Annotated in this window: 23 protein-coding genes; 6 read left to right on the top strand and 17 right to left on the bottom strand. The window is 32.8% G+C overall.

Annotated features, from left to right (window positions below):
- Together B0A64_RS13860 and B0A64_RS13850 are read right to left on the bottom strand one after the other, a co-directional pair.
- Positions 1–438 (bottom strand): hypothetical protein (locus B0A64_RS13860; protein WP_133083320.1); only part of this gene is annotated, 438 nt, incomplete at its 3' end.
- 836 nt (positions 439–1274) lie between these two features.
- Positions 1275–2153 carry an AlbA family DNA-binding domain-containing protein gene (locus B0A64_RS13850; RefSeq protein WP_089480117.1) on the bottom strand — a complete coding sequence of 293 codons (879 nt, stop codon included), beginning with the start codon at positions 2151–2153 and terminating at the stop codon, positions 1275–1277.
- Positions 2154–2397: 244 nt separating this feature from the next.
- On the opposite strand from B0A64_RS13850, the gene B0A64_RS13845 reads away from it, so the two are divergent.
- Complete coding sequence (locus tag B0A64_RS13845; RefSeq protein ID WP_089480116.1) at positions 2398–3099, top strand: hypothetical protein; 702 nt, start codon at positions 2398–2400, stop codon at positions 3097–3099.
- Positions 3100–3132: 33 nt separating this feature from the next.
- Here B0A64_RS13845 and B0A64_RS13840 read toward each other — a convergent pair whose 3' ends face one another.
- On the bottom strand, positions 3133–3729 hold the full coding sequence (locus B0A64_RS13840; protein WP_089480115.1) for a DUF1353 domain-containing protein: 597 nt from the start codon (positions 3727–3729) through the stop codon (positions 3133–3135).
- Between the two features lie 166 nt (positions 3730–3895).
- Between B0A64_RS13840 and B0A64_RS13835 the strand changes: the two genes are divergently transcribed.
- From B0A64_RS13835 to B0A64_RS13825, 3 genes are all read left to right on the top strand, one after another.
- The gene (locus B0A64_RS13835) at positions 3896–4261 is read left to right on the top strand and encodes a hypothetical protein (RefSeq protein WP_089480114.1); all 366 of its coding nucleotides are present in this window, start codon (positions 3896–3898) and stop codon (positions 4259–4261) included.
- A gap of 87 nt (positions 4262–4348) precedes the next feature.
- Positions 4349–4723 carry a hypothetical protein gene (locus B0A64_RS13830; RefSeq protein WP_089480113.1) on the top strand — a complete coding sequence of 125 codons (375 nt, stop codon included), beginning with the start codon at positions 4349–4351 and terminating at the stop codon, positions 4721–4723.
- On the top strand, positions 4724–5770 hold the full coding sequence (locus B0A64_RS13825) for a S1 family peptidase (protein ID WP_089480112.1): 1047 nt from the start codon (positions 4724–4726) through the stop codon (positions 5768–5770). It abuts the gene before it with no gap.
- Between the two features lie 81 nt (positions 5771–5851).
- Here B0A64_RS13825 and B0A64_RS13820 read toward each other — a convergent pair whose 3' ends face one another.
- The 4 genes from B0A64_RS13820 to B0A64_RS13805 all read right to left on the bottom strand — a co-directional run bounded on the left by B0A64_RS13820 (position 5852) and on the right by B0A64_RS13805 (position 11264).
- The gene (locus B0A64_RS13820; protein WP_089480111.1) at positions 5852–6874 is read right to left on the bottom strand and encodes a lipid A-modifier LpxR family protein; all 1023 of its coding nucleotides are present in this window, start codon (positions 6872–6874) and stop codon (positions 5852–5854) included.
- Positions 6875–6917: 43 nt separating this feature from the next.
- Positions 6918–9530 carry a M43 family zinc metalloprotease gene (locus B0A64_RS13815; RefSeq protein WP_089480110.1) on the bottom strand — a complete coding sequence of 871 codons (2613 nt, stop codon included), beginning with the start codon at positions 9528–9530 and terminating at the stop codon, positions 6918–6920.
- 601 nt (positions 9531–10131) lie between these two features.
- Complete coding sequence (locus B0A64_RS13810; protein ID WP_123875923.1) at positions 10132–10785, bottom strand: hypothetical protein; 654 nt, start codon at positions 10783–10785, stop codon at positions 10132–10134.
- A gap of 5 nt (positions 10786–10790) precedes the next feature.
- On the bottom strand, positions 10791–11264 hold the full coding sequence (locus B0A64_RS13805; RefSeq protein WP_123875922.1) for a hypothetical protein: 474 nt from the start codon (positions 11262–11264) through the stop codon (positions 10791–10793).
- Between the two features lie 344 nt (positions 11265–11608).
- Between B0A64_RS13805 and B0A64_RS13800 the strand changes: the two genes are divergently transcribed.
- On the top strand, positions 11609–12661 hold the full coding sequence (locus B0A64_RS13800; protein ID WP_208863538.1) for an NAD(P)-dependent alcohol dehydrogenase: 1053 nt from the start codon (positions 11609–11611) through the stop codon (positions 12659–12661).
- Between the two features lie 33 nt (positions 12662–12694).
- Here B0A64_RS13800 and B0A64_RS13795 read toward each other — a convergent pair whose 3' ends face one another.
- Positions 12695–13159, bottom strand: a complete 465-nt coding sequence (locus tag B0A64_RS13795; protein ID WP_089480106.1) for a JAB domain-containing protein — start codon at positions 13157–13159, stop codon at positions 12695–12697.
- Between the two features lie 228 nt (positions 13160–13387).
- Between B0A64_RS13795 and B0A64_RS13790 the strand changes: the two genes are divergently transcribed.
- Positions 13388–13663: a helix-turn-helix domain-containing protein gene (locus B0A64_RS13790; protein ID WP_089480105.1), complete on the top strand. Its 276-nt coding sequence runs from the start codon at positions 13388–13390 to the stop codon at positions 13661–13663.
- Positions 13664–13753: 90 nt separating this feature from the next.
- On the opposite strand, the gene B0A64_RS13785 is transcribed toward B0A64_RS13790, so the two are convergent.
- The 9 genes from B0A64_RS13785 to B0A64_RS13745 all read right to left on the bottom strand — a co-directional run bounded on the left by B0A64_RS13785 (position 13754) and on the right by B0A64_RS13745 (position 20046).
- On the bottom strand, positions 13754–14398 hold the full coding sequence (locus B0A64_RS13785) for a Pycsar system effector family protein (protein ID WP_123875921.1): 645 nt from the start codon (positions 14396–14398) through the stop codon (positions 13754–13756).
- Positions 14399–14411: 13 nt separating this feature from the next.
- A complete protein-coding gene (locus B0A64_RS13780; protein WP_089480103.1) occupies positions 14412–15146 on the bottom strand; it encodes a pirin family protein in 735 nt (244 codons plus the stop codon).
- Positions 15147–15245: 99 nt separating this feature from the next.
- Entirely contained in the window at positions 15246–16139 is an 894-nt protein-coding gene (locus B0A64_RS13775) for a pirin family protein (RefSeq protein WP_089480102.1), read from the bottom strand.
- A 20-nt stretch (positions 16140–16159) separates the two neighbouring features.
- Positions 16160–16471 carry a DUF1330 domain-containing protein gene (locus tag B0A64_RS13770; RefSeq protein WP_089480101.1) on the bottom strand — a complete coding sequence of 104 codons (312 nt, stop codon included), beginning with the start codon at positions 16469–16471 and terminating at the stop codon, positions 16160–16162.
- Between the two features lie 5 nt (positions 16472–16476).
- On the bottom strand, positions 16477–16902 hold the full coding sequence (locus tag B0A64_RS13765; RefSeq protein WP_089480100.1) for a DUF6069 family protein: 426 nt from the start codon (positions 16900–16902) through the stop codon (positions 16477–16479).
- 207 nt (positions 16903–17109) lie between these two features.
- Complete coding sequence (locus B0A64_RS13760; RefSeq protein ID WP_165769816.1) at positions 17110–17748, bottom strand: isochorismatase family protein; 639 nt, start codon at positions 17746–17748, stop codon at positions 17110–17112.
- Positions 17749–17820: 72 nt separating this feature from the next.
- Complete coding sequence (locus tag B0A64_RS13755; RefSeq protein ID WP_089480098.1) at positions 17821–18423, bottom strand: isochorismatase family protein; 603 nt, start codon at positions 18421–18423, stop codon at positions 17821–17823.
- A 280-nt stretch (positions 18424–18703) separates the two neighbouring features.
- Positions 18704–19351, bottom strand: coding sequence for a hypothetical protein (locus B0A64_RS13750; protein WP_123875920.1), 648 nt, complete (start codon positions 19349–19351; stop codon positions 18704–18706).
- Between the two features lie 122 nt (positions 19352–19473).
- The gene (locus tag B0A64_RS13745) at positions 19474–20046 is read right to left on the bottom strand and encodes a Crp/Fnr family transcriptional regulator (protein ID WP_089480096.1); all 573 of its coding nucleotides are present in this window, start codon (positions 20044–20046) and stop codon (positions 19474–19476) included.
- Between the last annotated feature and the right edge of the window lie 23 nt (positions 20047–20069).

Below are 20069 nucleotides of genomic sequence, written 5' to 3'. Positions count from 1 at the left end.
ATAAAAATGATCATTTTTATCAATTATTTTAGGAACATCATTCCAAATTTTTAAATCCTCCGAATAGTGCCCGTTATGCAGGTGAAATATACTTTTAGAAATTAAAGCGGAGGTTTTATTTCCCCATCCTTTTTGATTCAGCATTCCTTTGTAAACACTTTCAAAATTATTTGCACTATTAGGATTAATTTTTACAATAAATTCTTTGAAAGTGGCTAATGAACTTTCTTCAGTAATTATTGATTTGTAAAATTCAGCAAGGTTATCAATTTTTGGTTGACTTTGAGTATTTGCAATATGATATAAAAGCGAAATTATTTTTTCTTTTTCATTTTTATAAGGTAGGATAATTGAGCGATAATATCTTTCCTGTAAAGCTTTATTATATTGCCTGTTTTGCGAAATAAATTTAAAAAGTTGTTCTATTTTGTCGGTCATTATTTTTGTTTAAAAGAGTTTTTAGTAACTCGCTCTATAATTTCACGCATTTCATAAAAATAAGATTTGTACATTTCGAGTTTGACTGAAGCTGATTGATGTTCCTTATGATAGTTATTAAACAAATCGTCATGATTTTTCAACTTATCGAACATTCCAGTAAAATCGTCATGAGGTTCATTAATGATTTTGTCCAGAATGTTTTCAAGTTCGAATGCATTACCGATGTATGTAATAAGTTTATAAATATTTTTGCAATAATCACCAATTAAAGTATAATATTAGGCATGTAAGGAATTACTAAATTTAATCTCTTCATGATGTCTTTGTAAGCTCGAATTTTTTCCTTCATTTTCTTGATTAATAACAGTTAACTGATAATAATACTAAATAGTAATTCCAGATTGAATGTAACTTACTTGATTTAATAAAAGCATATAAGTTAATTTTCTCTCTTCTGCGATTAAGTCAATTTTTGTTTTTTTTTGTCACTTTATCTTTTAATGTGTTTGCGACAAATTGTGACAAAATCCCCGCATCTGCTCCAACGCAGGTGGATAATAGAGCTATTTCAGTTGTAGTCATTTTCGAATATAGATTTTGTGAATTTATGTTCCTTGGGTTTTTCGAGTTGCTTATAACGTCTTGCGGCTTCAAGTAGTTGTAGTCTTTATAGTTGAGTTGTATTGGGTGTAACAATTGTACTTTCATTAAATGGGGTATAATGTTTTGCAGCTTGCAACAAATGCCATTAATTAATTGATTTTTACTAAAATATTTATCAATTGATGACGAGATAGCACTTTACAGATATAAGTAATTACTGTAATATTCAATTACTTAAGTAAATCATAGAATTTTACGTCACCTCTTTTTGGAGTAGCATTGTCACAGAAAACTTCCCAGGAAATTGTTGAGTCCTTCTCAAAAGCATGATCAGTTAGATCAAATGTTTCAATGGTGAATCCTTGCGTAGGAAGAATTGGTTCGTAACGTGATGGTCCATATTTGTGTCTGGCCGACCCTATACCAAACTCAGTATCAATAATGTCTCTGATTGTATTGTCCAGATTGATTTCAAAATTTCCGTCATCAACTTTTTTGTAATACTGATTAAGTAATACACTTTGTGAGAGCTTTATTTTGATATTTACATACATTGCGTAAGTAGAAGAAATATTCCGCGCAATTACTTCAAGCCTTTTTCTTTGATCGATAAATCGAAATTCTAAACTTATCTCAGGATTTTTTGCACGATTAAAGATATCTCGGATCTCATAATCATTCATTGCTGTAGAATTAAAATTAAATCGTTTGTAGTATTTCTTGTCAAACGCTTGATGAGCAGTATTGCTTTTCTCAATTTCAACAACATAAATTATCTGATTTGAATCAATTTCAATAGGATGGATTTTTATTTTTTCCAGTCGAGGTTGAATTTTATCTTGAATTATTTGTTCTAACCATTCTTTTGAAAAATCTTTTTTACAAATTGGATCTAATGATTTTGGAAGAAGTTCATTTTTATCATCTTCGTGAATTCCATAAATTAATACTCCACCATCAGAATTTGCAAAAGCACTAACATCTTTTGAAATTTCAGTTGTTTTATTGTTTTGCTTGTCAAGAGAAGCTGCTGACTTATATTCTAAATAAAGACTTTCTTCTAATTTACTTTCTATAAGATTATTTAAATATTCAAGATTATAGACCATGTTTTGTGAGAGTTCTGTTATAATTGCGGTATGAATTAAAATTACTATAAAAGTTTAGTTAAAGTAATATAATAAGAAAATATTTTGCAAAAAAAAATAAATCAGACAAAAATGGTTTGCAAGTGGTAAGAAAAAATGCAATTCTGTTCAGAGATATTTGATCGGTAATTTCCAAATATCTCTGAAATTTCTTTAACTAAACACATCATTTAGTTTAAGTTTGTCATACTCTAAAAGATACTAGATGGGAACTGATTTATTTGAAGTAATAATTATTGCACTATTATTATATATAGGCTACTTAGGAAAATTTTATTTACCTAACTATTTTAAAAAAAAAGCTGAAAATTTAGCACAAAGCCAAGATATAGAACATTTAACAACTTTAATTAAAGAAGTTGAATTCAAATTTGAGGAAAGGACACAAAATTTAAAAGCTAAATTAGATTTAACAAATCAGCTGCAATTGGGGCTCTATAATGAGGAACGAAATTCATTAATAAATTTGCATAGTGTGATGTATGACTTCTACACTTTTGTTTCAGATGTTTCATTAGGGGGTATTGATATTCAAAATAATAAATTATTAGAAGAGCATTTGAAGATGAGATTTTTAAAGTCTGATAATTTTTTTCATGCTAAAAATAATACGATGCTTTTTGTAGATCAAGACGATAATGGAATTGAAGAGATTATGCATGAAATTTTCGAGGACATAAATAAATTTTCTGAACATTATCTCGATTACAGTTCTGGTTTAAGAAATCATAATATGTCTTATAATGAGAATTTTTCTAAAGATGAACTGAATGTGTTTTCAGCAAAAGTAAAATGTTTAAATGATAAGTATATCAAAGAGGTTTCTGCTATGATAGAAATTGTTGGTCCAAAACTAACAGAAGGAACCAGAAGAATAAAGGGATATCTTTCAAAAAAAGTAAGTTGAGTATGCCGCTGTATTTTTCTTTTTAGAAAAGAATTAGTTTTTAGCAATATCTATTTCCTGAACAACTGTATTCAATGTATCTGCTATTTTTTGAATTTCTGGGTTTTTCTGCTCAATCCATCTGGCAATCCCTTCAAATTTATCTTGAGGGGTAATGACTTTAATTGAAATATATTTAGATTTATTTCCAGCATTTTTATTAGAGTTAATTTCCCATCTCGGCCCTCCAGCTAAAATAGCTCCATACATTAATTTTGCTTTTATTTCTGTTACCCCTCCTGTTATACAAGCATTGTAAAACATTTTATGCACATCTTCCCATTTTTCCGTATATGGCTTTTCACAGTAATAGTCGTGCACAACAGATGCCATTCTGTAATTTTCCTCGTATGGTCCCCCAATAATACACCAAAAGGATTTAGGAATTGAAGCTCCGTCAACAACCGATCCAGCGGGTGCCTTCCAAGTTTTTCCTGCAGGGTCAATATAACTGAAATCTTTAAGAAGTTTCATTTTTCTTCCGTCGTCCAGCCATTCAGCTACAATTTTACCGACAAATCTATCTTTCTGTTGAAATGATAGGCCAACAATAATAAAAAGAATTATTAATATTTTTTTTGAAATTTTCATAATCGATGTTATTGTTTGTTAGAACTTATAATTGAATGAAAAATTTTCTTCTAAATTAGAAATTTTTCTATTTTAAATACTACGTACTTTTACCTGTTTTTTTATTATATCTTCCAGATACTAAATAACTTCGAGGCATTTTTATAACTTGCAGAATAAAAAAATAATGGAAAACCAAACTAAAAAATCACTCGAATTTAAATTTGTCAATGAAGATGTAGAGTATGTAATAAAAGTATTAATTGTTTCTGCAGAAGAGGATTTGGAAATTAAAAATATTGAAAAAGAGGTTTATGAAGAATTTACATTCATCATTTCAATTTTATCCTATCCTGAACTCCCAAAAGATTTAGTAAATAATTCTGTGAATTTAATTTATATACTTGAAAATGGCGGACAGACTAGAATTGGATATTTGCATAATAGTAGTTTTATTGAATGTAACAATAATATTTTTATAAGAACTTTAAAAGCACATGTTTTGGAGGTTTTATTATTATCTGGAGATAATGGTCATTATCAGCAGCGATAATATGGTAATTTCTAGAATAAATGTTTTATCAGAAGACATTTAAAATTTGTGAGTTTTAAGAATTAAATAATATTCTAAATTAAAAAAATGTTTGAAAGGGGAGATATACTAGAAGCTGCTAATCGGGAGCTCACTAAGGGGCGTCATTTTATAATATACTATGAAGGTTTTTCACAAGATGATTTTATAGGGGGAATGATAACACATTCCGAAATAAATGGAAATTTAAAAATGGATATTGATCATTTTGAAATTCTTGATGAGAATGGAGAGGATTATAAGGTTATATATGATGATAGCTATATAGTTAATGCAAAATTAATAAAACCTCACGTTTGGGGACCATATACAAAAGTTGGATCATTATCTGTTTCAGGAATAACTTTCTTTGAAAATAATATAGCGGAACTCGAGCCTCAAACTTTTGCGAATTATTATAGAAGACAAAGAAATAACTATTAGATGCACCATATTTTACCACATTTAAGTCCGACTGATTTACTTAAGTTCTTTAATTTGGAACCCCTTAATAGACTTGCCAGAAAAGGAAAATTAAAAGTGGGTACTTCATCGGAGCTGGAACAATTGAGCTTGTCAGATTATTTATCAACCATTCCACGTAAATTTTTATACGATACAAAATATATTCAGCACTATCATAACACAGCATTAAAGATTGCTAATAAATTAGTTCTGGAAGGTCTACTATCACCTGTTGGGAATGGTAGAGGAATTTATCAAAAATATACAGGTAATGGATTTGATGGAAATAAAGCTCAAAAAGGCTATTATGATTTTTTAATATATGGTTTTACTGAAATTATCGATTATTTTAAGGATGCAATAAGGGTACTGGAAGTAAAAGATATTGGATCAAAAGAAATAAATGTAGGAACCTGTTTTGCTATTTTACATGGGCAAAATAAACAATATTTGATAACGGCTAAACATTGTCTGCCCGAAAATAATGAAATCAGGATTAAACTTTTTTTGGGATTTGGTGAAGGTTATTCATATCCACAAAAAATTTATGTTCATAAAGATGACAACGTGGATATTGCTGTAATGGAATTCTCTGATAAGATGTTGTTAAGTGACCGATTTTTCGGTTTAGAAACACCTTATTTATTAGATGATATTTTAGTTTCAGGATACCCTCCAGTTCCAGGAACCACTGATGCAATCTTAGTATCTTCAAAGGGAGAAATTACAGCAATTGGAAAATCCTATTTCCATAAATATGAACAAATATATGTGAATGCAAATATTAAGGCAGGCAGCAGTGGAAGTCCAATAATTAACTCAACAGGGAGTGTGATAGGGATCGTTTTTGAATCTGCGAGAGACGTGAAGAACTCAGATTTGCCAGATGAACTTAGATTTGGTACTGGGCTAACAAGTACTCTCATTAATGATATTATACTCTCAATTAATACAAAAGATGGCACTCTTCATAAAGAGTTAAAATTTATGCCTAATCCAGATAATAGTTTTACAATGTTGGGTTAGGAAACATTTGAAACTTGTTTTGCTAAACTGAACCAGATAAAATTAAAAATAAAAAGACAGTTTTTTAAGAGTTCCTAGTTTTTATTTGCTATACCATCTTGATGGTGAAAATCCAATGGTAACTCCACCCCAGGTATGAAAAGATTTCCCTCCACTATATTCCTGACTTCTTCCATAGAAGGAATATTTGGCATAGAAAAAATCTCCTAAAAGTAAATTTACACCAGCATTTACCTCAAACAGTAACCGGTTAACCTGCGAATGTTCAATTTTATAAATACTTTTATCATTAAACATTATTCCTTCCAAAGTTGCGTTATATGCTGCAATTCTAAAACTGGGTTCAATAAAAAAATTAAATCTGATATCTTTTTTGGTTGTTTCTTCTACAAAAGTTGGAAGCCCTGCTATGTAATCTTGTAATATTCCGGAATTCAAGTTTAGTAAGTCCAGCTTAACACCACCTTGCAGGTTCATCATGTAATTTCCTATGTCCGCTTTGGCAACCCAATAAGGAATGAGCCACTGGAAATTTGATTTGGATTCTTTAAGCCTAATTAATTTTTCCAATCGAGTATTATAGTTAATGATCAATGATCCATTAAATCCAATCTGATTGTCCCAGCCTTGAGGTTCAGGTCTTTCTGATCCAAACCAGTGATTTTTATGGATGTAAGTCTGCACATTTCCAGGACCTGGGGATCCTATTGAACCGATTATTAAATCAGACTGAAGAACAAATTTTTTAGTATCATTGTAACAGACATTTCCAAAACTAAAAAAAGTTAAAGAAGCATAAGGCCGATCTCCCATTACGACCTCGCTCGTTGCAATGTCCTGTGGGGTGTAGGCAGTTCCCCCAAATCCAAAACGTTGAATATTCAGTACAGTTGAATCTTGCTTAAATTTGAAAAATGGCAGCCATTTCCATTTTATTTCGGGAGTTAACAATTCTATTTTAGCTGCTCCCGTATAATTTTCATCTTTATTATCGATCCCTAAAAAATCGTTTTCAGTAGTCAATAACACTTGGAAACCTGATCTGCCTTGAGAGAAAGCATTAAGTGAATAAAAGAAAACTATAATTATTAGATACTTTTTCATAATTGACTTGTTTTTAGATTATTATGCAGTTTTTCAAATGCTCCTAATTTCTTTTTTTATTGTAGATTGTGAATAGGGGAATGTCAATTAGAATTGAAAAACTTACCCGAGTAACATTTTGTCCTGTCTCTACAACATTTGAGACCCCGTCATTATATGTTATTGTTCTTAGATTACTAATATAATTGTAGCGTCCGCCTATGGTAAGAGGGGTATTTTTAAAGTTATAGAAAAGACCTATTCCGGGTGACAAGAATTGTTCAAAACGAAGATCATCATATGTCGTTTCGTCATTTTTAAAACGGACATTTACCAGAGAACCTAAATCAAGAATTTCCAGGAAAACAGACAATGAACCGACGGATGATGGTTTAAAAGAGAATGATATTCCTATAGGCGCTGTTACACCACCATACCATGAATCTTTTGCATTAGGGTCTTCAATGTCTTCATATCCAAAATTAATTCCTGCGTAGCTGTTAAGACTAATATTAAAAGGAGAAATACGTTTTAGTGTAGAAGTTCCTATTGGTTCCACGTAATCATGAAGAATTGCTTTAATTTTTGTACCATCTTTATCTGCTGCAATTTCTGCTGCAATGATAATGAGTTCATTTTTAGATTCATTAGCATTCAAATAACTGTCAAATTCAGTAACAATAAGCAGCATTGCATTGGAGTATTCTTTTTTCAAAAGAGCTTCAAAAATTGATAAATAATTTCCAGGGATTTTGATAATTTTTTCGTTGAGGTTGAATCCTGATATTTTTGCTAAAACAGATGTAATTTGATACATGCTTTCATTAATCTTTTTCGCATATGACAATTGATCCTCAATAGTGAGCAGCTTAAAATCTTTACTTTTAAGAAAGGTGTACGTGTCTTCTAGTTTATTTACAAAAATGAGAAGTTTTTGGATTTTTACAGCTCTTTCGATATCAGTTAAACCAGAGTCCATGTAAATTTTAATATTAGGAAAACGGCTTAACTGGCAGTAAAGCAGGTAGTACATTTGTTTAATTTTTGCTCCTTCAGCATCTTGTATGCCTATTTTAAAAGGAGATAGTGCAATAACAGGATCAATCCATAAACCTTGTCCAGCTCCGCTTTCGGCTCTCAAACTATTTGAAATGGTAGCTATTACACCGGTTAATTCTCTTACCTGGGGTGTAATATAAGATTTCAAGGAAACTCTATTGATGATATCGGGAAGATCAGTTCCCATCGAGGTAGATTGAATTATTTCATTCCCCATAGAAAGTAAGTCTCTTGCATGGGGATAATTATTAATTTTTGGCAGCAGTATTTCAGGCTTTTCAGCAAATAAATTGGGAATCTCCTTAATGTCATTTTTTATATGCAGCTGCAGAGTAGCAACATCTAGACCAGTATATGGATTTTCAGCGTAATATATTTCTTTGATGAAAGCTGTTGTTTTTGGAAACAAAGCATAAAATGTAGTGGCATAATTAATTTTATCCTGATCTGTCGTTGGTGCTGCGATATCTTTAAATAACCTATTAAGTGCCAGATTAAAGGTTTCTTTTTCAAATTGTTTGGCAATTATTATTGATAAAGTATTGATTATCTCTGCTTGCCAGTTAAATGAATTTGGGACATTTTCTTGTTCAGAAATAAATTTTGGAGTATTGGATTTATTTAATCGTAAATTTTCATTTACTATTAATTTTTTTTCTTTTGCAGTTAATTTTAACACGGCATCACCACAGGCATATTGTCTTTCAAAAGCATCGGGTAGAACATTATTATACTGTAAGGCATCAAGATATACGTTTTGCCTTTCGATTTTAAAATCGTCTATATTTTTAATTTTTGTATCAGGCTTTTCATATTGCAATGCAAATTGCCTCATCGCTTTCATTTGATCTTCTGAAAAAAAATCACGGTACTTATTATATCCCATAAAGTTGGTTGCCATTATGGTTCTTTTTTCTGTATCGCATTTGGCAGCTTCATCTGTATATTTATATGCCCTATTGAGTTTTTTTTGAGCTGGAGTGTCTTGTATGCCATCGCTATTATTACAACCGCCATCAAAAATATGCTGCAGTCCAAGCCAATGTCCGGCCTCATGTGTTAATGTATGTTCAATTTTTTCTTTATCTATAATGTCATAATCAATCACAATTCCATGATTAGATGTTTCAGTTGGTGTATAAGCATTAGTGCCGCTATTTACATTACAGACATAAATATTGAGAAAATGATAGGGATCAATCGGCGGACTTTCTGCAAAAGGTTTTCTTTTTTTGTAATTAAAAATTCTTGTATTTGTTTTTTTTCTTATAATCCCCGTTGTTATTGTTCCATCAGGTAAGACTTCTGCCTTTTTAAATACAATTTTTGTATCTCTGGGTTTATAATTTTGATCATCTGGACGATTTTCAGCAGCTTCAGCAACCATATTATTCTCACCTTTGAAATCTATTGCTAATGCATCAATCATTTTATCAATTTTATCCTCTGGTATGTTCTCCCGATCATTATTGTATAAAACATGTACAATAACCGGAATTGTTATTTCATGGTTGTCATCTACAATTTCTCGGCTGGGGGGCAGCTGTACCTCTCTGTAGCTGGCGCAGCTATTTAAAGTTAAAACAATGATGAGTAGGATTAGTAGTTTTATCTTCATATGTAAGAGTTTTAATTGCTGCTGTCTAGTAATTTGATTTGCAATTGATTAGAAAAAGTCTCATGTCAGTTTTTTTTAAGGTAATTTGTTGGGAATAAATGATGATATGTGTTTGATGACACCAATTTATAATTTAAGAAAAAGGTATACAAGAGTAAAAGTACGTGATTGTTAAACGGCTTTAGTTTAAAAAAAATGAACTTATTGAATAAATCATGAGTGAAAATGCCTTAATTAATTATTGTCATTGAGTATTGGGCTTCAGAAGATGGTGATGGTTTTATTTATAATACGGAATAATAAGTACCGTACCGTAGTTTTTAATTAAGAAAATCTGCGTGAGATTTTTCATAGAACTTAAAAGAAGTGAAATAATATATGTGGTATGGCTTATTCAGTACAATCGATAGAACACTGTGAAAATAATAATTAATTTAAAGCAGTTGCATGAAATATTCACTACCGATACATTTTAAATTTAGGACAGAATATTTAATGATCGTTATTTTTTTCAAAAGTTAATTAGTGGATTGAAATAACGATCATTTTTGATTAAGTTGTGATCTCAGATATAATGCTTTAGTTAAATTATTAAATAAAATTATATTTTTAATCTTTTACGGTTGTTTCTATTCTGGATTCTTATGCTTTCAGCCTTCCACAAGTGATAATTAAATTTATAAAACCATTTAAAAGCAATTTGTAATTCACCCAGAATAGTTTCCATATCTTTTGATGCGTTCCAAACTGCTACAAAACGTCCAAATGAGATATTTTTTCTTTCCTTTTCTGGTAACAGCATTCCAGTGACGTAGGTATGCATAAGGTTTATAATGTTACTCTTATAATTGGCATTAAATTCAGGAGTAATTTCCTTCTCATAAAATGGGCCGCTATCAGCAGAGAATTTAAAATCATTTTGGGTGCATATGTCAAAGAATTCGGTCATAAACTCATCTTTCAAATTTCGTATATTTTCCCAATTGCTGACGCTTACATCAAAATAAAGTTCTCTTTTAAACAAATCCAAACCAATCATATAGTGGCAATCTGTTTTGTCTGATTTTGCCGTTACCGATATTACCGCAGAGGGAGACCAGTAAAACGAAAAATCATCTTTTATTTTGCTTACCTTAATTAAATTGTCCCAAATTTGATAAGTACTATTTACAAAAGCCTTATAGTCATCAGTTTCTGGGTTTGTCCATAATTTATTTATACACTCGCAGTAATCGGCTAATATTTCTTCATCCATAAATCTTATTTTTTTATTATTTGCCAAATCAATAAACCTATATTTATAGCCCCAAGTACGATATTAATCCAACTTGTAACTTTATTATTTCTCTCATTTTTGAGATTTTGGTTTGCAATTTTTTTATTTAATTTATTAGCTTCCAGATTTGACTTTGCTAATAGATATTCAAACTCTTCCTTTTTAACTTTATTTGTTTCATTTTTGATTTTGATTTCCTCTATTTTTGAAAAACCTCCATTTTCAATAAATTTTTTAGTTGCTATACCAACTTGTATTACATAAGTTTCATTGTGATCAAAATAGTCAATTATAATCTCAGGATGTTTTCCTATTTCTGAAATATAATAAAGCATTTCCTGATTGGTCATTTCAGGAAACATATCTCTGATCACTTCAGTGGCAATGGTAAAATTATCATCGGTGCCTTCTATTAAGCAGTATTTAAGTATTTTATCTTTTATTTGACTTTCAATCATATTAAAATATGTTAGATTAATTATTGAATTATTTTTAATCTGCATAGACAAACAAAAAGAAGAGTAAAATTTAAAGCGTTTTTTATACTAAGAATACGTTCCAAAGTATTTACTTAAATTAATTTTCTTTTTTAGCTAAAACTATAGTCCTATGCTAATTTAGCACATTACAATTGAGTTTCACAAATCTTTTAATTCTTAGCGTAAAATTACCCTAAAAAGGATTATTTCTACCATCGCTTGGAACCTGGTATCACATAATTTTATAAGTATAAATTTATAAAATTATGGAAATTACAGCAGCAGTCGTCTTGGAGAAAGGCGGTGATTTTATTTTACAAAAGATGCAGTTAGAGACACCCCGGGCAGATGAAGTGTTAATTAAGATTGTAGGCACCGGTACCTGCCATACCGATATGGCGGCTCGTGATAATATTCTGGGCGTTCCAAATTTCCCTGTTATTCTCGGACATGAAGGATCAGGGATTGTAGAGGAGGTGGGCAGTTCTGTAACAAAAGTAAAAAAGGGAGATCACGTAGTGCTTACTTTTGGCCATTGTGGTAAATGTATCAATTGTGAAAGCGGAGAGCCGGCCTATTGTGAACATTTTATGGGACTTAATTTTACAGGAAGCCGCCTTGATGGCTCCCATAGCCATCATGGAGATTCGGTAGATTTTAATGATAATTTTTTCTCACAGTCTTCATTTGCAACTTATTCCCTTGCTAATGAAAATAATGTAGTTAAGGTTCCCAAGGATGCACCTCTTGAAATTTTAGGTCCTTTGGGATGCGGAATCCAGACAGGAGCCGGAGCGATAATTAACTCTTTAGGGGTTTCAGCCGGTAAGTCTCTAATTATTGCAGGTGCAGGCGCCGTTGGATTAGCTGCGCTTCTGGCGGCAAAAGTATGTTCTGCCACTACCATTGTGGCTATTGATATCAATTCCGATCGTCTTGAATTTGCAAAAGAACTTGGTGCAACACATATTATCAACAGCAGAGAAAGTGATATTGCACAAGAGTTGCTTAAAATCCTGCCAGGGGGATTTGATTTTGGATTTGATACCACAGGCAGAAATGAAGTAATCAATAGTATTTTAAGCGGACTTCGTTCGCATGGCAGCTGTGGTATTGTGGGGGTTGCAAAACTACCTTTAGAGCTGGAGATGAATTCTTTTGTTGCAAGAGGCCTTCAGATTAAAGGTATAGTAGAAGGGGATAGTGTACCGGATGATTTTATTCCTGCACTTGTACGCTTGTATCAAAACGGGCAGTTCCCATTTGACAAACTCATTAAAACCTATTCTTTTGAGGATATCAACAGGGCTATCGAAGACTCGGAAAAAGGAATTACCATTAAACCGGTAATTAAGATTGGTGAATATGGCAGATAACAAGCTCCATTTAGATAGGTAAAAAAACGGCGTTTATAAAGTGCCGTCATCTGCAAAGGAGTAGTACTGCTCGGGTGTAATTATTAAGGAATCAATCAGGGTAATATCCAGAAGTTTACCCGCTTCACGGATTTTTCTGGTGATTTGTTTGTCAGCTTCACTAGCTAATGTTCTGCCTGATGGGTGGTTATGGATTATCATTAAACAAGTAGCATTGGCTTTAAGGGCTGCCGAGAAGATAAGTCTAAGATCTACAACGGTACCTGTTATACCGCCTCGGGAAATTTCATAAATTCCTAAGGCTTTATAAGACTGGCTGAGTAAGAGGATTTTAAATTCTTCAAAAAGTTCTATTTTATCCATATCCCAGGTGGAGAGCATAAGCTTATAAGCGTCTTTGGAAGATTTGATTTGAGGTCTGTCAGAGGCTTTTACTTTGGTTTTGTAGATTAATTCAATTTCTGCTACCATTTGCCAGTTTTGATTTGTTGTTTCCATGATTTCTATAGTTTAGATTAAAAATTATAGCACCATCGGAAGGGATAGCGGAGCAAGCGCAAAAAGCAACGCAATAAAGTGCGGTTTTTACCGCACATTTATGGGGGAATTTTTTGAAAGCGAACCGCTCGCTATGCCTTAACTTTGTGATGGAATTTACCGATAAGAAGATAGTATTCCACTGATCGGTTCTGGGACAAACTTAATTTTGAATACTAAAATGGAATTATGGAAAAATCGATTTTACTGCATTGTATTTCCCCGGAGGAATTAAAAGGAATGATTCGTGAAGTTATCAGAACAGAGGTTTTTGAATCTAAAAATCCAGCTGATAGAGTATATTCCGAGATCTTACTAACCCGTTATGAAACGGCAGCTTTGCTCAGAATTAGTTTAACAAGTTTATGGAAGTGGACCAAAGACGAGAAACTGCCCAGTTATGGAATGGGAAATCGTCGGTACTATAAGAAGAGCGAAGTATTACAGTGTCTGAAAGCTTTTTAATTTTTTAGATTTCTACCTAACTTTAAGAATTAAAAGTTTCAGCTTAAAACAATATTAGACAGCTTGTAGGAAGCAGTCTAATTTATTGTGTTACCAGAACTTTAAAGTAATGAGAAAAGCGAAAACAGAAACAATTATTCCGAACATAAAAATATTGTAAGTAACTCTGAGTAAACTGTATTTTCTTTTCAAAACTAATCCATGGTAATATAAATCTTTAACCATAGAATCGTATAAATATTCACTGTCATTGAGCATTTGATGCACGGCCCAATTGTAATCTTCAAAAGAGGTTTTGTAAAAATTGCCGAAAAACAAAAGATTTAGTTTTTTTTTCTCTACTTCCGTTCTGCTGAAACCTGCTTTGGTTATGCTGGGTCTGGTTGTGAGAATAGCAAAAATTATTGAAGTCACACTAAATGTAATTAGAATTAGTGCTGGAATAATTAAATGTGCGTTGGCAGGCCTGCCTAATTTTGGGAAAAGGATAGATAGAGAAACCGAGATAATTATAGTATTGACAGAAAGCAAAATATGAGCTTTATTGTCGGCATAACCACTTAGTTTGTATTGGTTGTTAATTGTTGTTTTGAACATTGTATCAATGCCTTTACCCGGTTTCTCGGTTCTAAAAACTTTATTTTTTTTCTTAGATGCTGCCAGAAGTAATTCTTCTGATTTTTCTTTTTTTGAGCTACTGCTTTTCATTGTGCCACCTGAGTAATTTAATCTCAATTCAATGTTTCATTTAGGTCATCCAAATGGCTGGATAATCTGTATGGGCAGGAGTCTGAATGTAAAACAACTCTCCTTTGAAATCCAGATCAATCTTTTTGGTATTTGTAACCCTTACCGCATCATCTATTTCCAGAAATTGACCATTGATGATTCCTTTACCTTGTAAGATGTAAAATGTATAGCTGCTATTTTGCTCTAACTGCAGATTAACTTTTGTCTGGTTTTCAAAGAGCAGTTTTTTTATTTTTAATCCGGGAGTTCTTGAAATGGCTTTACTGCCATCACCTACATAATTTATCGTGCTGATTTGATTTTCTATTTGAGGAAGAAAATCATCACTTTGATAATCCTTATAAGTAGGCCTTTCATATAATGTTTTATTGAAATCCGGGTCAAACCAGATTTGAAAGCCTCTTGATTTTTCCCCAAGACGTTCCTGGTGCTGAATACCTGAGTTACATTGGAAAATTTGGAAATCCCCTTTTTCCAACGATGTCCATTTCTTAGACTCGGTATCATAATGCGTGATTTCTCCTTCGAGAACAAATGTCATAATTTCAAAACCTTTGTGGGGATGCAGTGGAAATTCACACGGATCAATTGTCACGGCGTGACTGAAATAAAATAAATTTGAATACGGTTCTACCTCGGGAGTTGTTCCGTAGGCTACCGGTTTGTTTGCTATGAAATTGCCGTCATAAAGAACCCTGTTGGATTGTTCTGTTTTTTTTTGAATTTGAATCATTGGTTGTATTTTTTAAAGTATATTTTCTAATATTTATAAAAGTCACCAAACCTGAGCTAGAAGATTTGATGACCTTGACAAACAAAATAAACCTAAGTATTAAGTATCTCCATTTCTGCCTTTGGAATGAGTGACCACACCATATTTACCAGCATAAAAATCATTGTATGCTTCACTGATCTCTTCCTTACTGTTCATGACAAATGGGCCATAGGTTACAATGGGTTCATCATAATGTTCTCCTCCAAAAACTAAAATATCAGTCTCTGCAATACTATTGTTGCTAAAGATAATTTCTGTACCCTCTTTTTCAAAGACTACCAATTCTCCTTCGAGTAATTCCGTATCATTAATTTTTGAATTTCCATTGGGCAGGAATGCTGCATACTCCATAACACTTTCTGTGGGCATGGTAAATGATTTTCCGGCTTTCAAAGTAATATGATATAAAAACTGCTTGGAAAAAGTTTTTACTTTTGAAGTTTCACCGCCATAAGACCCAATAACAATTTTAAAAACTCCACTATCGTCGGACAGGTTTATTTTTGGCAAATCGGCATCCTGAACGGCCATATAGTCGGGTTGTTCTTTTTTTGCATGGGAAGGGAGATTTATCCAAAATTGCAGCCCCAGCAGGAGCCCTCCATTTTTTTGAAATTCCTGTGAAAAATTTTCATCATGGATAATTCCGTTGCCGGCTTTCATCCATTGTCCGCCTCCGTCGTTTACAACACCATACTGATCCCTGGAGTCATAATGTTCAAACTCACCATGAAGCAGGTAGGTAAATGTAGCAATCCCTCTGTGCGGATGCGCGCCATGCCCATCTGGTTTTTGCGGTATCCTTGGAGGATAATTTACTTTAGAGATATAATCTAAAAAAACAAAAGGACCGACAGCTTTTGTTTTTTGATTGGGAAGCATTCGGAAAATAACCATTTCGGCGATGTTTGCACTATGACCACGATAGGTGTATTCAAATTTTTTTTGCATTTTTTTTTAAAATTATAATTTCATAAGTGCATTCCCTGCGGGCCATCATATCCTTCTACAATGACAAGAGCGCCTTCTGAAATAGCCCTACGCATTTTAGCCGCGTTTTGATATTCAATGGAATCATGATAATCTACAGCATCCCGATAGCTAGGAAACTCTACTACAATCTGTTTCGCTCTTGAGCTTCCTTCCTGAATTCTCTGCTGGCCGTGCATTACTAAAAAAACGGCTCCATACTTTGTCATTACTTCTCTGTTGGCATCTCTGTATCTTAACAGACCGTCCATGTCGAAAATATTATTATTTGCGATCCAATATCCTTTTGCCATTTTGTTTATCTTTTAGAATTTAAAAGTGATTTTATACTCTTGCTTAGAAAGTAAATTAAGACGACAGCTGCTATTAAATGCATAGCACATAAAATTAATGCATACCCCACAGTCACATTTGGTATTACAGTAAAGGGGCTTAAAAGGGATAACAGAACTAATATTACCGCTACTATTGTAAAAATTATAAACCCTTTATTTGTGAATTTTTCGATTAGAAAAAAAAGAATACTTCCAATAATTATAGGAATAATAGAAGCCATAATTACAGGAACTACTGTAAGGGGCTCATTGGGATTTGGAAATATATTGTCCGAAATAATCCCGGCACGATGAAAGATAAAAAACAGAATGGCATTAATTATTGCAGCAGCTCCGGCTGCATAAAGTCCTGCTATGATTGACTTTTTGAAATTTAGTTTTGAATTCATTTTATATTTATTTTGTATTTATTTAAAATATTTGATGATTGGTGTCGGATTCTGATGTGTTTTTAAAATTCAACTCCTAAAGCTAACGTTCTGGTACTTTGTCATGATTTTCCAGTTTCTAAAGTTCTCTTTAGTGATCGCGATTATCGGCAGGAGAAATGAAAAGCCTAATAAAAGTAAAGCTTTCCATTTTTTTAAATTCAAGAATTATTGAGCAAAGGCACCAGATGCTATTCCCTCTGCTTTTTGTCCTGCAGGTATAGCCAGATTAGGATACAATTCAAAAAGAACACCAAATGTAGTGGTTATAATTGCTCCCATATCGCGCATACGATCGTAGGTTACCGCATCGGCAAGTGTGGTTGTACTGCCGCTGGCATCTGCTACGACATACACTTTATAACCTGCTTTAATTGCTGATGATACGCTGTGGAACAAACAAACATCAGTAATAAGACCTGCCATGATAAGATTTGGACGTCCGGTATTTTTGACGGCACTTACAAATGCTTTATCATCAAATGCATTTAATGTTCCGGCTCTTTTTATTCTGCTTGCATAAGCTTTCGGAGCCGCTTTTTGTATTTCAACAAAGTTAGTCCCCAAAAAATCCAGGTTCTCGCGTGTACTTGTAATAACCAACGGGATTCCAAGCTCTTCTCCTAATTTTGCAAGCACAGCGGTATTAGTTGTAATTGTTTTTGCCGGAAGGCTACTTGCCATTGCAAGGACTCCTGGTTGATGGTCTACCAATACAATCGCGGCATTAGCAGGGGTAATTTGTTTTTCGGCCTTAGCGTTTTGAGCTGATAGTTGTGTTGAAAATATGATTGCTACAAGTAGCACTGCGATTTGAAATATTTTATTTTTCATTTATAGTATTTTATTAATTTAAAGAAATAAGGGATTATCGAATTGTTATTGGATGGCATATGATGATGCTACACCCTCTGCTTTTTGCCCTTCTTCCGTTGATAAATCAGGATATAATTGGAAAAGAATACCAAAAGTAGTGGTGATAATTGCACCTAAATCTCTCAAACGGTCATAGGTTACTGTGTCACCCAATTGAGAACTTGTTCCTGAAGCATCAGCTATCACGTGTACCTGATAACCTGCTTCTAATGCTGAAACAACACTGTGATACAAACATACATCGGTAAGTAATCCTGACATTACAAGATTTGGACGGTTTGTATTTTTTACCGCTTCAACAAAACTTTTGTCATGAAAAGCGTTTAATGTACCTGCTCTTTTTATTCTATTTGCATACGCTATAGGTGCTGCATTTTGAATTTCAGTAAAATTGGTACCTAAAAATTCGATATTTTCTCTGGTACTTGTGATTACCGTTTTGATTCCAAGTTCTTCACCAAGTTTGGCAAGTGTAGCAGCATTGTTAATTATCGTTTTTGAAGGAAGGCTTGAAGCCATTGCAAGAACCCCGGGTTGATGATCAACTAAAACAATCGCAGTGTTAGAGGGAGTAATTGCAGCATTTTTTTGATTTGATGTGCTCATTTTTTTCGTTTTTAAATAATTAAATTAATTACGCTTTCTTAATTTGTCATTATCTTTTTGATTTTGACATTACAAAATTGCAACTCCCTAAGACTAAAAAACGATGACCTTTGATAAAAAAAAACGTTGACAAATGTCAACGAAAAAAAAATAAAAGGATCTTTTTAAAGCATTTTACCACGAAGTGTTTCTTATTTAGTATTGCCCAATATGAAGTGCTAATCTCTGTTAGCTGCTAGGTAAAATTGGAGATAAACCTAAGTTCTAAAGCTGGGATTAATTAGTATAAATTTGTTCTTAGAAATATACCGTAGTTTTCTTTGAAAAATCTGTCTCTGCCGTAGTAATCCAGATTTGCTGCCAGTCCCATTTGATAATCCTTGTATTCCAGCCCCAGTCTTAACTGCAAGTAGCTTCTCTGGTGTGTGTCTTGTTTTATGTTTTGGTTGTACATGCCTTGAATCCTGCTGTATAATTTCACGCTGGCAGACAATTGTGGCTTATATTCCAACAGTGATAATAATGAAAAGTTTCTGTCATCTGAAAAAATATAAGTAGGGGTAATGGCAAAAAGCCATTTTGGATTTACAAAAACGTATTGGACACCAACTGTAGGTGCAAGCCCTGTAGCCTTGCCTACATTTAGTCCGGCGGTTATTCCAAAACCTTTATAGAGATCATAAGCGAGCTGCGAATTATTGATAAAATCTAAATTTTCGGCATTTTTGGTGTAGTTACTTTCAAAGGTTGAAACTGAAAAAAAAGAAAGTTTTTCACTGTGAGGTAAATGTTTATTAATAACGGATTGCAATCCAAAACGATTATTCCCGATAGTTAATTCAATTGGAATAGGAGGCTGTTTTTTTTCCTGTCCTTTTGCATTTAAAGTTGTTAATAGAATAAGTAAAGCTGATACAATAGTTTTCATTTTCATACTGTTTGGTTATGATCTGCAAATATGTAGTGGGCCAACAATAAAAAACGATGATATTTGATAAAAAAAAACGTTGACATATGTCAACGAGAGAAAATGAAAATTGAAGCTTTTACTTATGTTTTTTTGCGAACACGACTCAGTGTTTCTTTGGTAACACCCAGGAAAGAAGCAATTATATGCTGAGGGAAGCGTTGTAAAAATTCCGGATAACTCTTTTCAAGTTCCATATATCGTTGTTCAGCGGGTAAAGTTGTATAATTTTTTAACCTGTTTAATAGGGCAAATGAATGCTTGTAATTCATATTAATCCTGGCCTCCTGAAATGCCGGAATTGATTCCAGTATTATAGAATCTGCTTTTGAAAGCATAAGTACATCGGTTTCTTCCCAAGCATCAATAAAAAAAGGAGATGTTGTGAGCTGTACAAAACTTTCACGATCTCCGGCCCACCAGTTTTCTATGGTCAGATTAACAATATGTTCAACCCCTTTTTTATCAACAGTATATTGTCTCATAGCGCCTTTTGTAATGAATGCCATATATTTACACACGTCACCTTCCTGCAGGAGGTATTGTCGTTTTCGAAATGTTTTTGGAATAAAGATTTTCTTAATCGTATTTATCTCTTCCTCAGTAAGTGGTGTTACAGAATAATTTTTGAAATATGCCAAAAGCGGTTCGTGCATAATAGTAGATGATATTGGTTGAG

It is taken from the genome of Flavobacterium araucananum (assembly GCF_002222055.1).
GTDB lineage: Bacteria > Bacteroidota > Bacteroidia > Flavobacteriales > Flavobacteriaceae > Flavobacterium > Flavobacterium araucananum.
Note: the sequence above shows the minus strand (reverse complement) of the source record. Positions and strands in the feature narration are given on the sequence as shown.

Bases quoted from the DNA above. Each gene is read 5' to 3' on its own strand.
- B0A64_RS13850 (WP_089480117.1), bottom strand. From the start codon at position 2,153: ATGGTCTATAATCTTGAATATTTAAATAATCTTATAGAAAGTAAATTA.
- B0A64_RS13845 (WP_089480116.1), top strand. From the start codon at position 2,398: ATGGGAACTGATTTATTTGAAGTAATAATTATTGCACTATTATTATAT.
- B0A64_RS13840 (WP_089480115.1), bottom strand. From the start codon at position 3,729: ATGAAAATTTCAAAAAAAATATTAATAATTCTTTTTATTATTGTTGGC.
- B0A64_RS13835 (WP_089480114.1), top strand. From the start codon at position 3,896: ATGGAAAACCAAACTAAAAAATCACTCGAATTTAAATTTGTCAATGAA.
- B0A64_RS13830 (WP_089480113.1), top strand. From the start codon at position 4,349: ATGTTTGAAAGGGGAGATATACTAGAAGCTGCTAATCGGGAGCTCACT.
- B0A64_RS13825 (WP_089480112.1), top strand. From the start codon at position 4,724: ATGCACCATATTTTACCACATTTAAGTCCGACTGATTTACTTAAGTTC.
- B0A64_RS13820 (WP_089480111.1), bottom strand. From the start codon at position 6,874: ATGAAAAAGTATCTAATAATTATAGTTTTCTTTTATTCACTTAATGCT.
- B0A64_RS13815 (WP_089480110.1), bottom strand. From the start codon at position 9,530: ATGAAGATAAAACTACTAATCCTACTCATCATTGTTTTAACTTTAAAT.
- B0A64_RS13810 (WP_123875923.1), bottom strand. From the start codon at position 10,785: ATGGATGAAGAAATATTAGCCGATTACTGCGAGTGTATAAATAAATTA.
- B0A64_RS13805 (WP_123875922.1), bottom strand. From the start codon at position 11,264: ATGATTGAAAGTCAAATAAAAGATAAAATACTTAAATACTGCTTAATA.
- B0A64_RS13800 (WP_208863538.1), top strand. From the start codon at position 11,609: ATGCAGTTAGAGACACCCCGGGCAGATGAAGTGTTAATTAAGATTGTA.
- B0A64_RS13795 (WP_089480106.1), bottom strand. From the start codon at position 13,159: ATGGAAACAACAAATCAAAACTGGCAAATGGTAGCAGAAATTGAATTA.
- B0A64_RS13790 (WP_089480105.1), top strand. From the start codon at position 13,388: ATGGAAAAATCGATTTTACTGCATTGTATTTCCCCGGAGGAATTAAAA.
- B0A64_RS13780 (WP_089480103.1), bottom strand. From the start codon at position 15,146: ATGATTCAAATTCAAAAAAAAACAGAACAATCCAACAGGGTTCTTTAT.
- B0A64_RS13775 (WP_089480102.1), bottom strand. From the start codon at position 16,139: ATGCAAAAAAAATTTGAATACACCTATCGTGGTCATAGTGCAAACATC.
- B0A64_RS13770 (WP_089480101.1), bottom strand. From the start codon at position 16,471: ATGGCAAAAGGATATTGGATCGCAAATAATAATATTTTCGACATGGAC.
- B0A64_RS13765 (WP_089480100.1), bottom strand. From the start codon at position 16,902: ATGAATTCAAAACTAAATTTCAAAAAGTCAATCATAGCAGGACTTTAT.
- B0A64_RS13755 (WP_089480098.1), bottom strand. From the start codon at position 18,423: ATGAGCACATCAAATCAAAAAAATGCTGCAATTACTCCCTCTAACACT.
- B0A64_RS13750 (WP_123875920.1), bottom strand. From the start codon at position 19,351: ATGAAAACTATTGTATCAGCTTTACTTATTCTATTAACAACTTTAAAT.
- B0A64_RS13745 (WP_089480096.1), bottom strand. From the start codon at position 20,046: ATGCACGAACCGCTTTTGGCATATTTCAAAAATTATTCTGTAACACCA.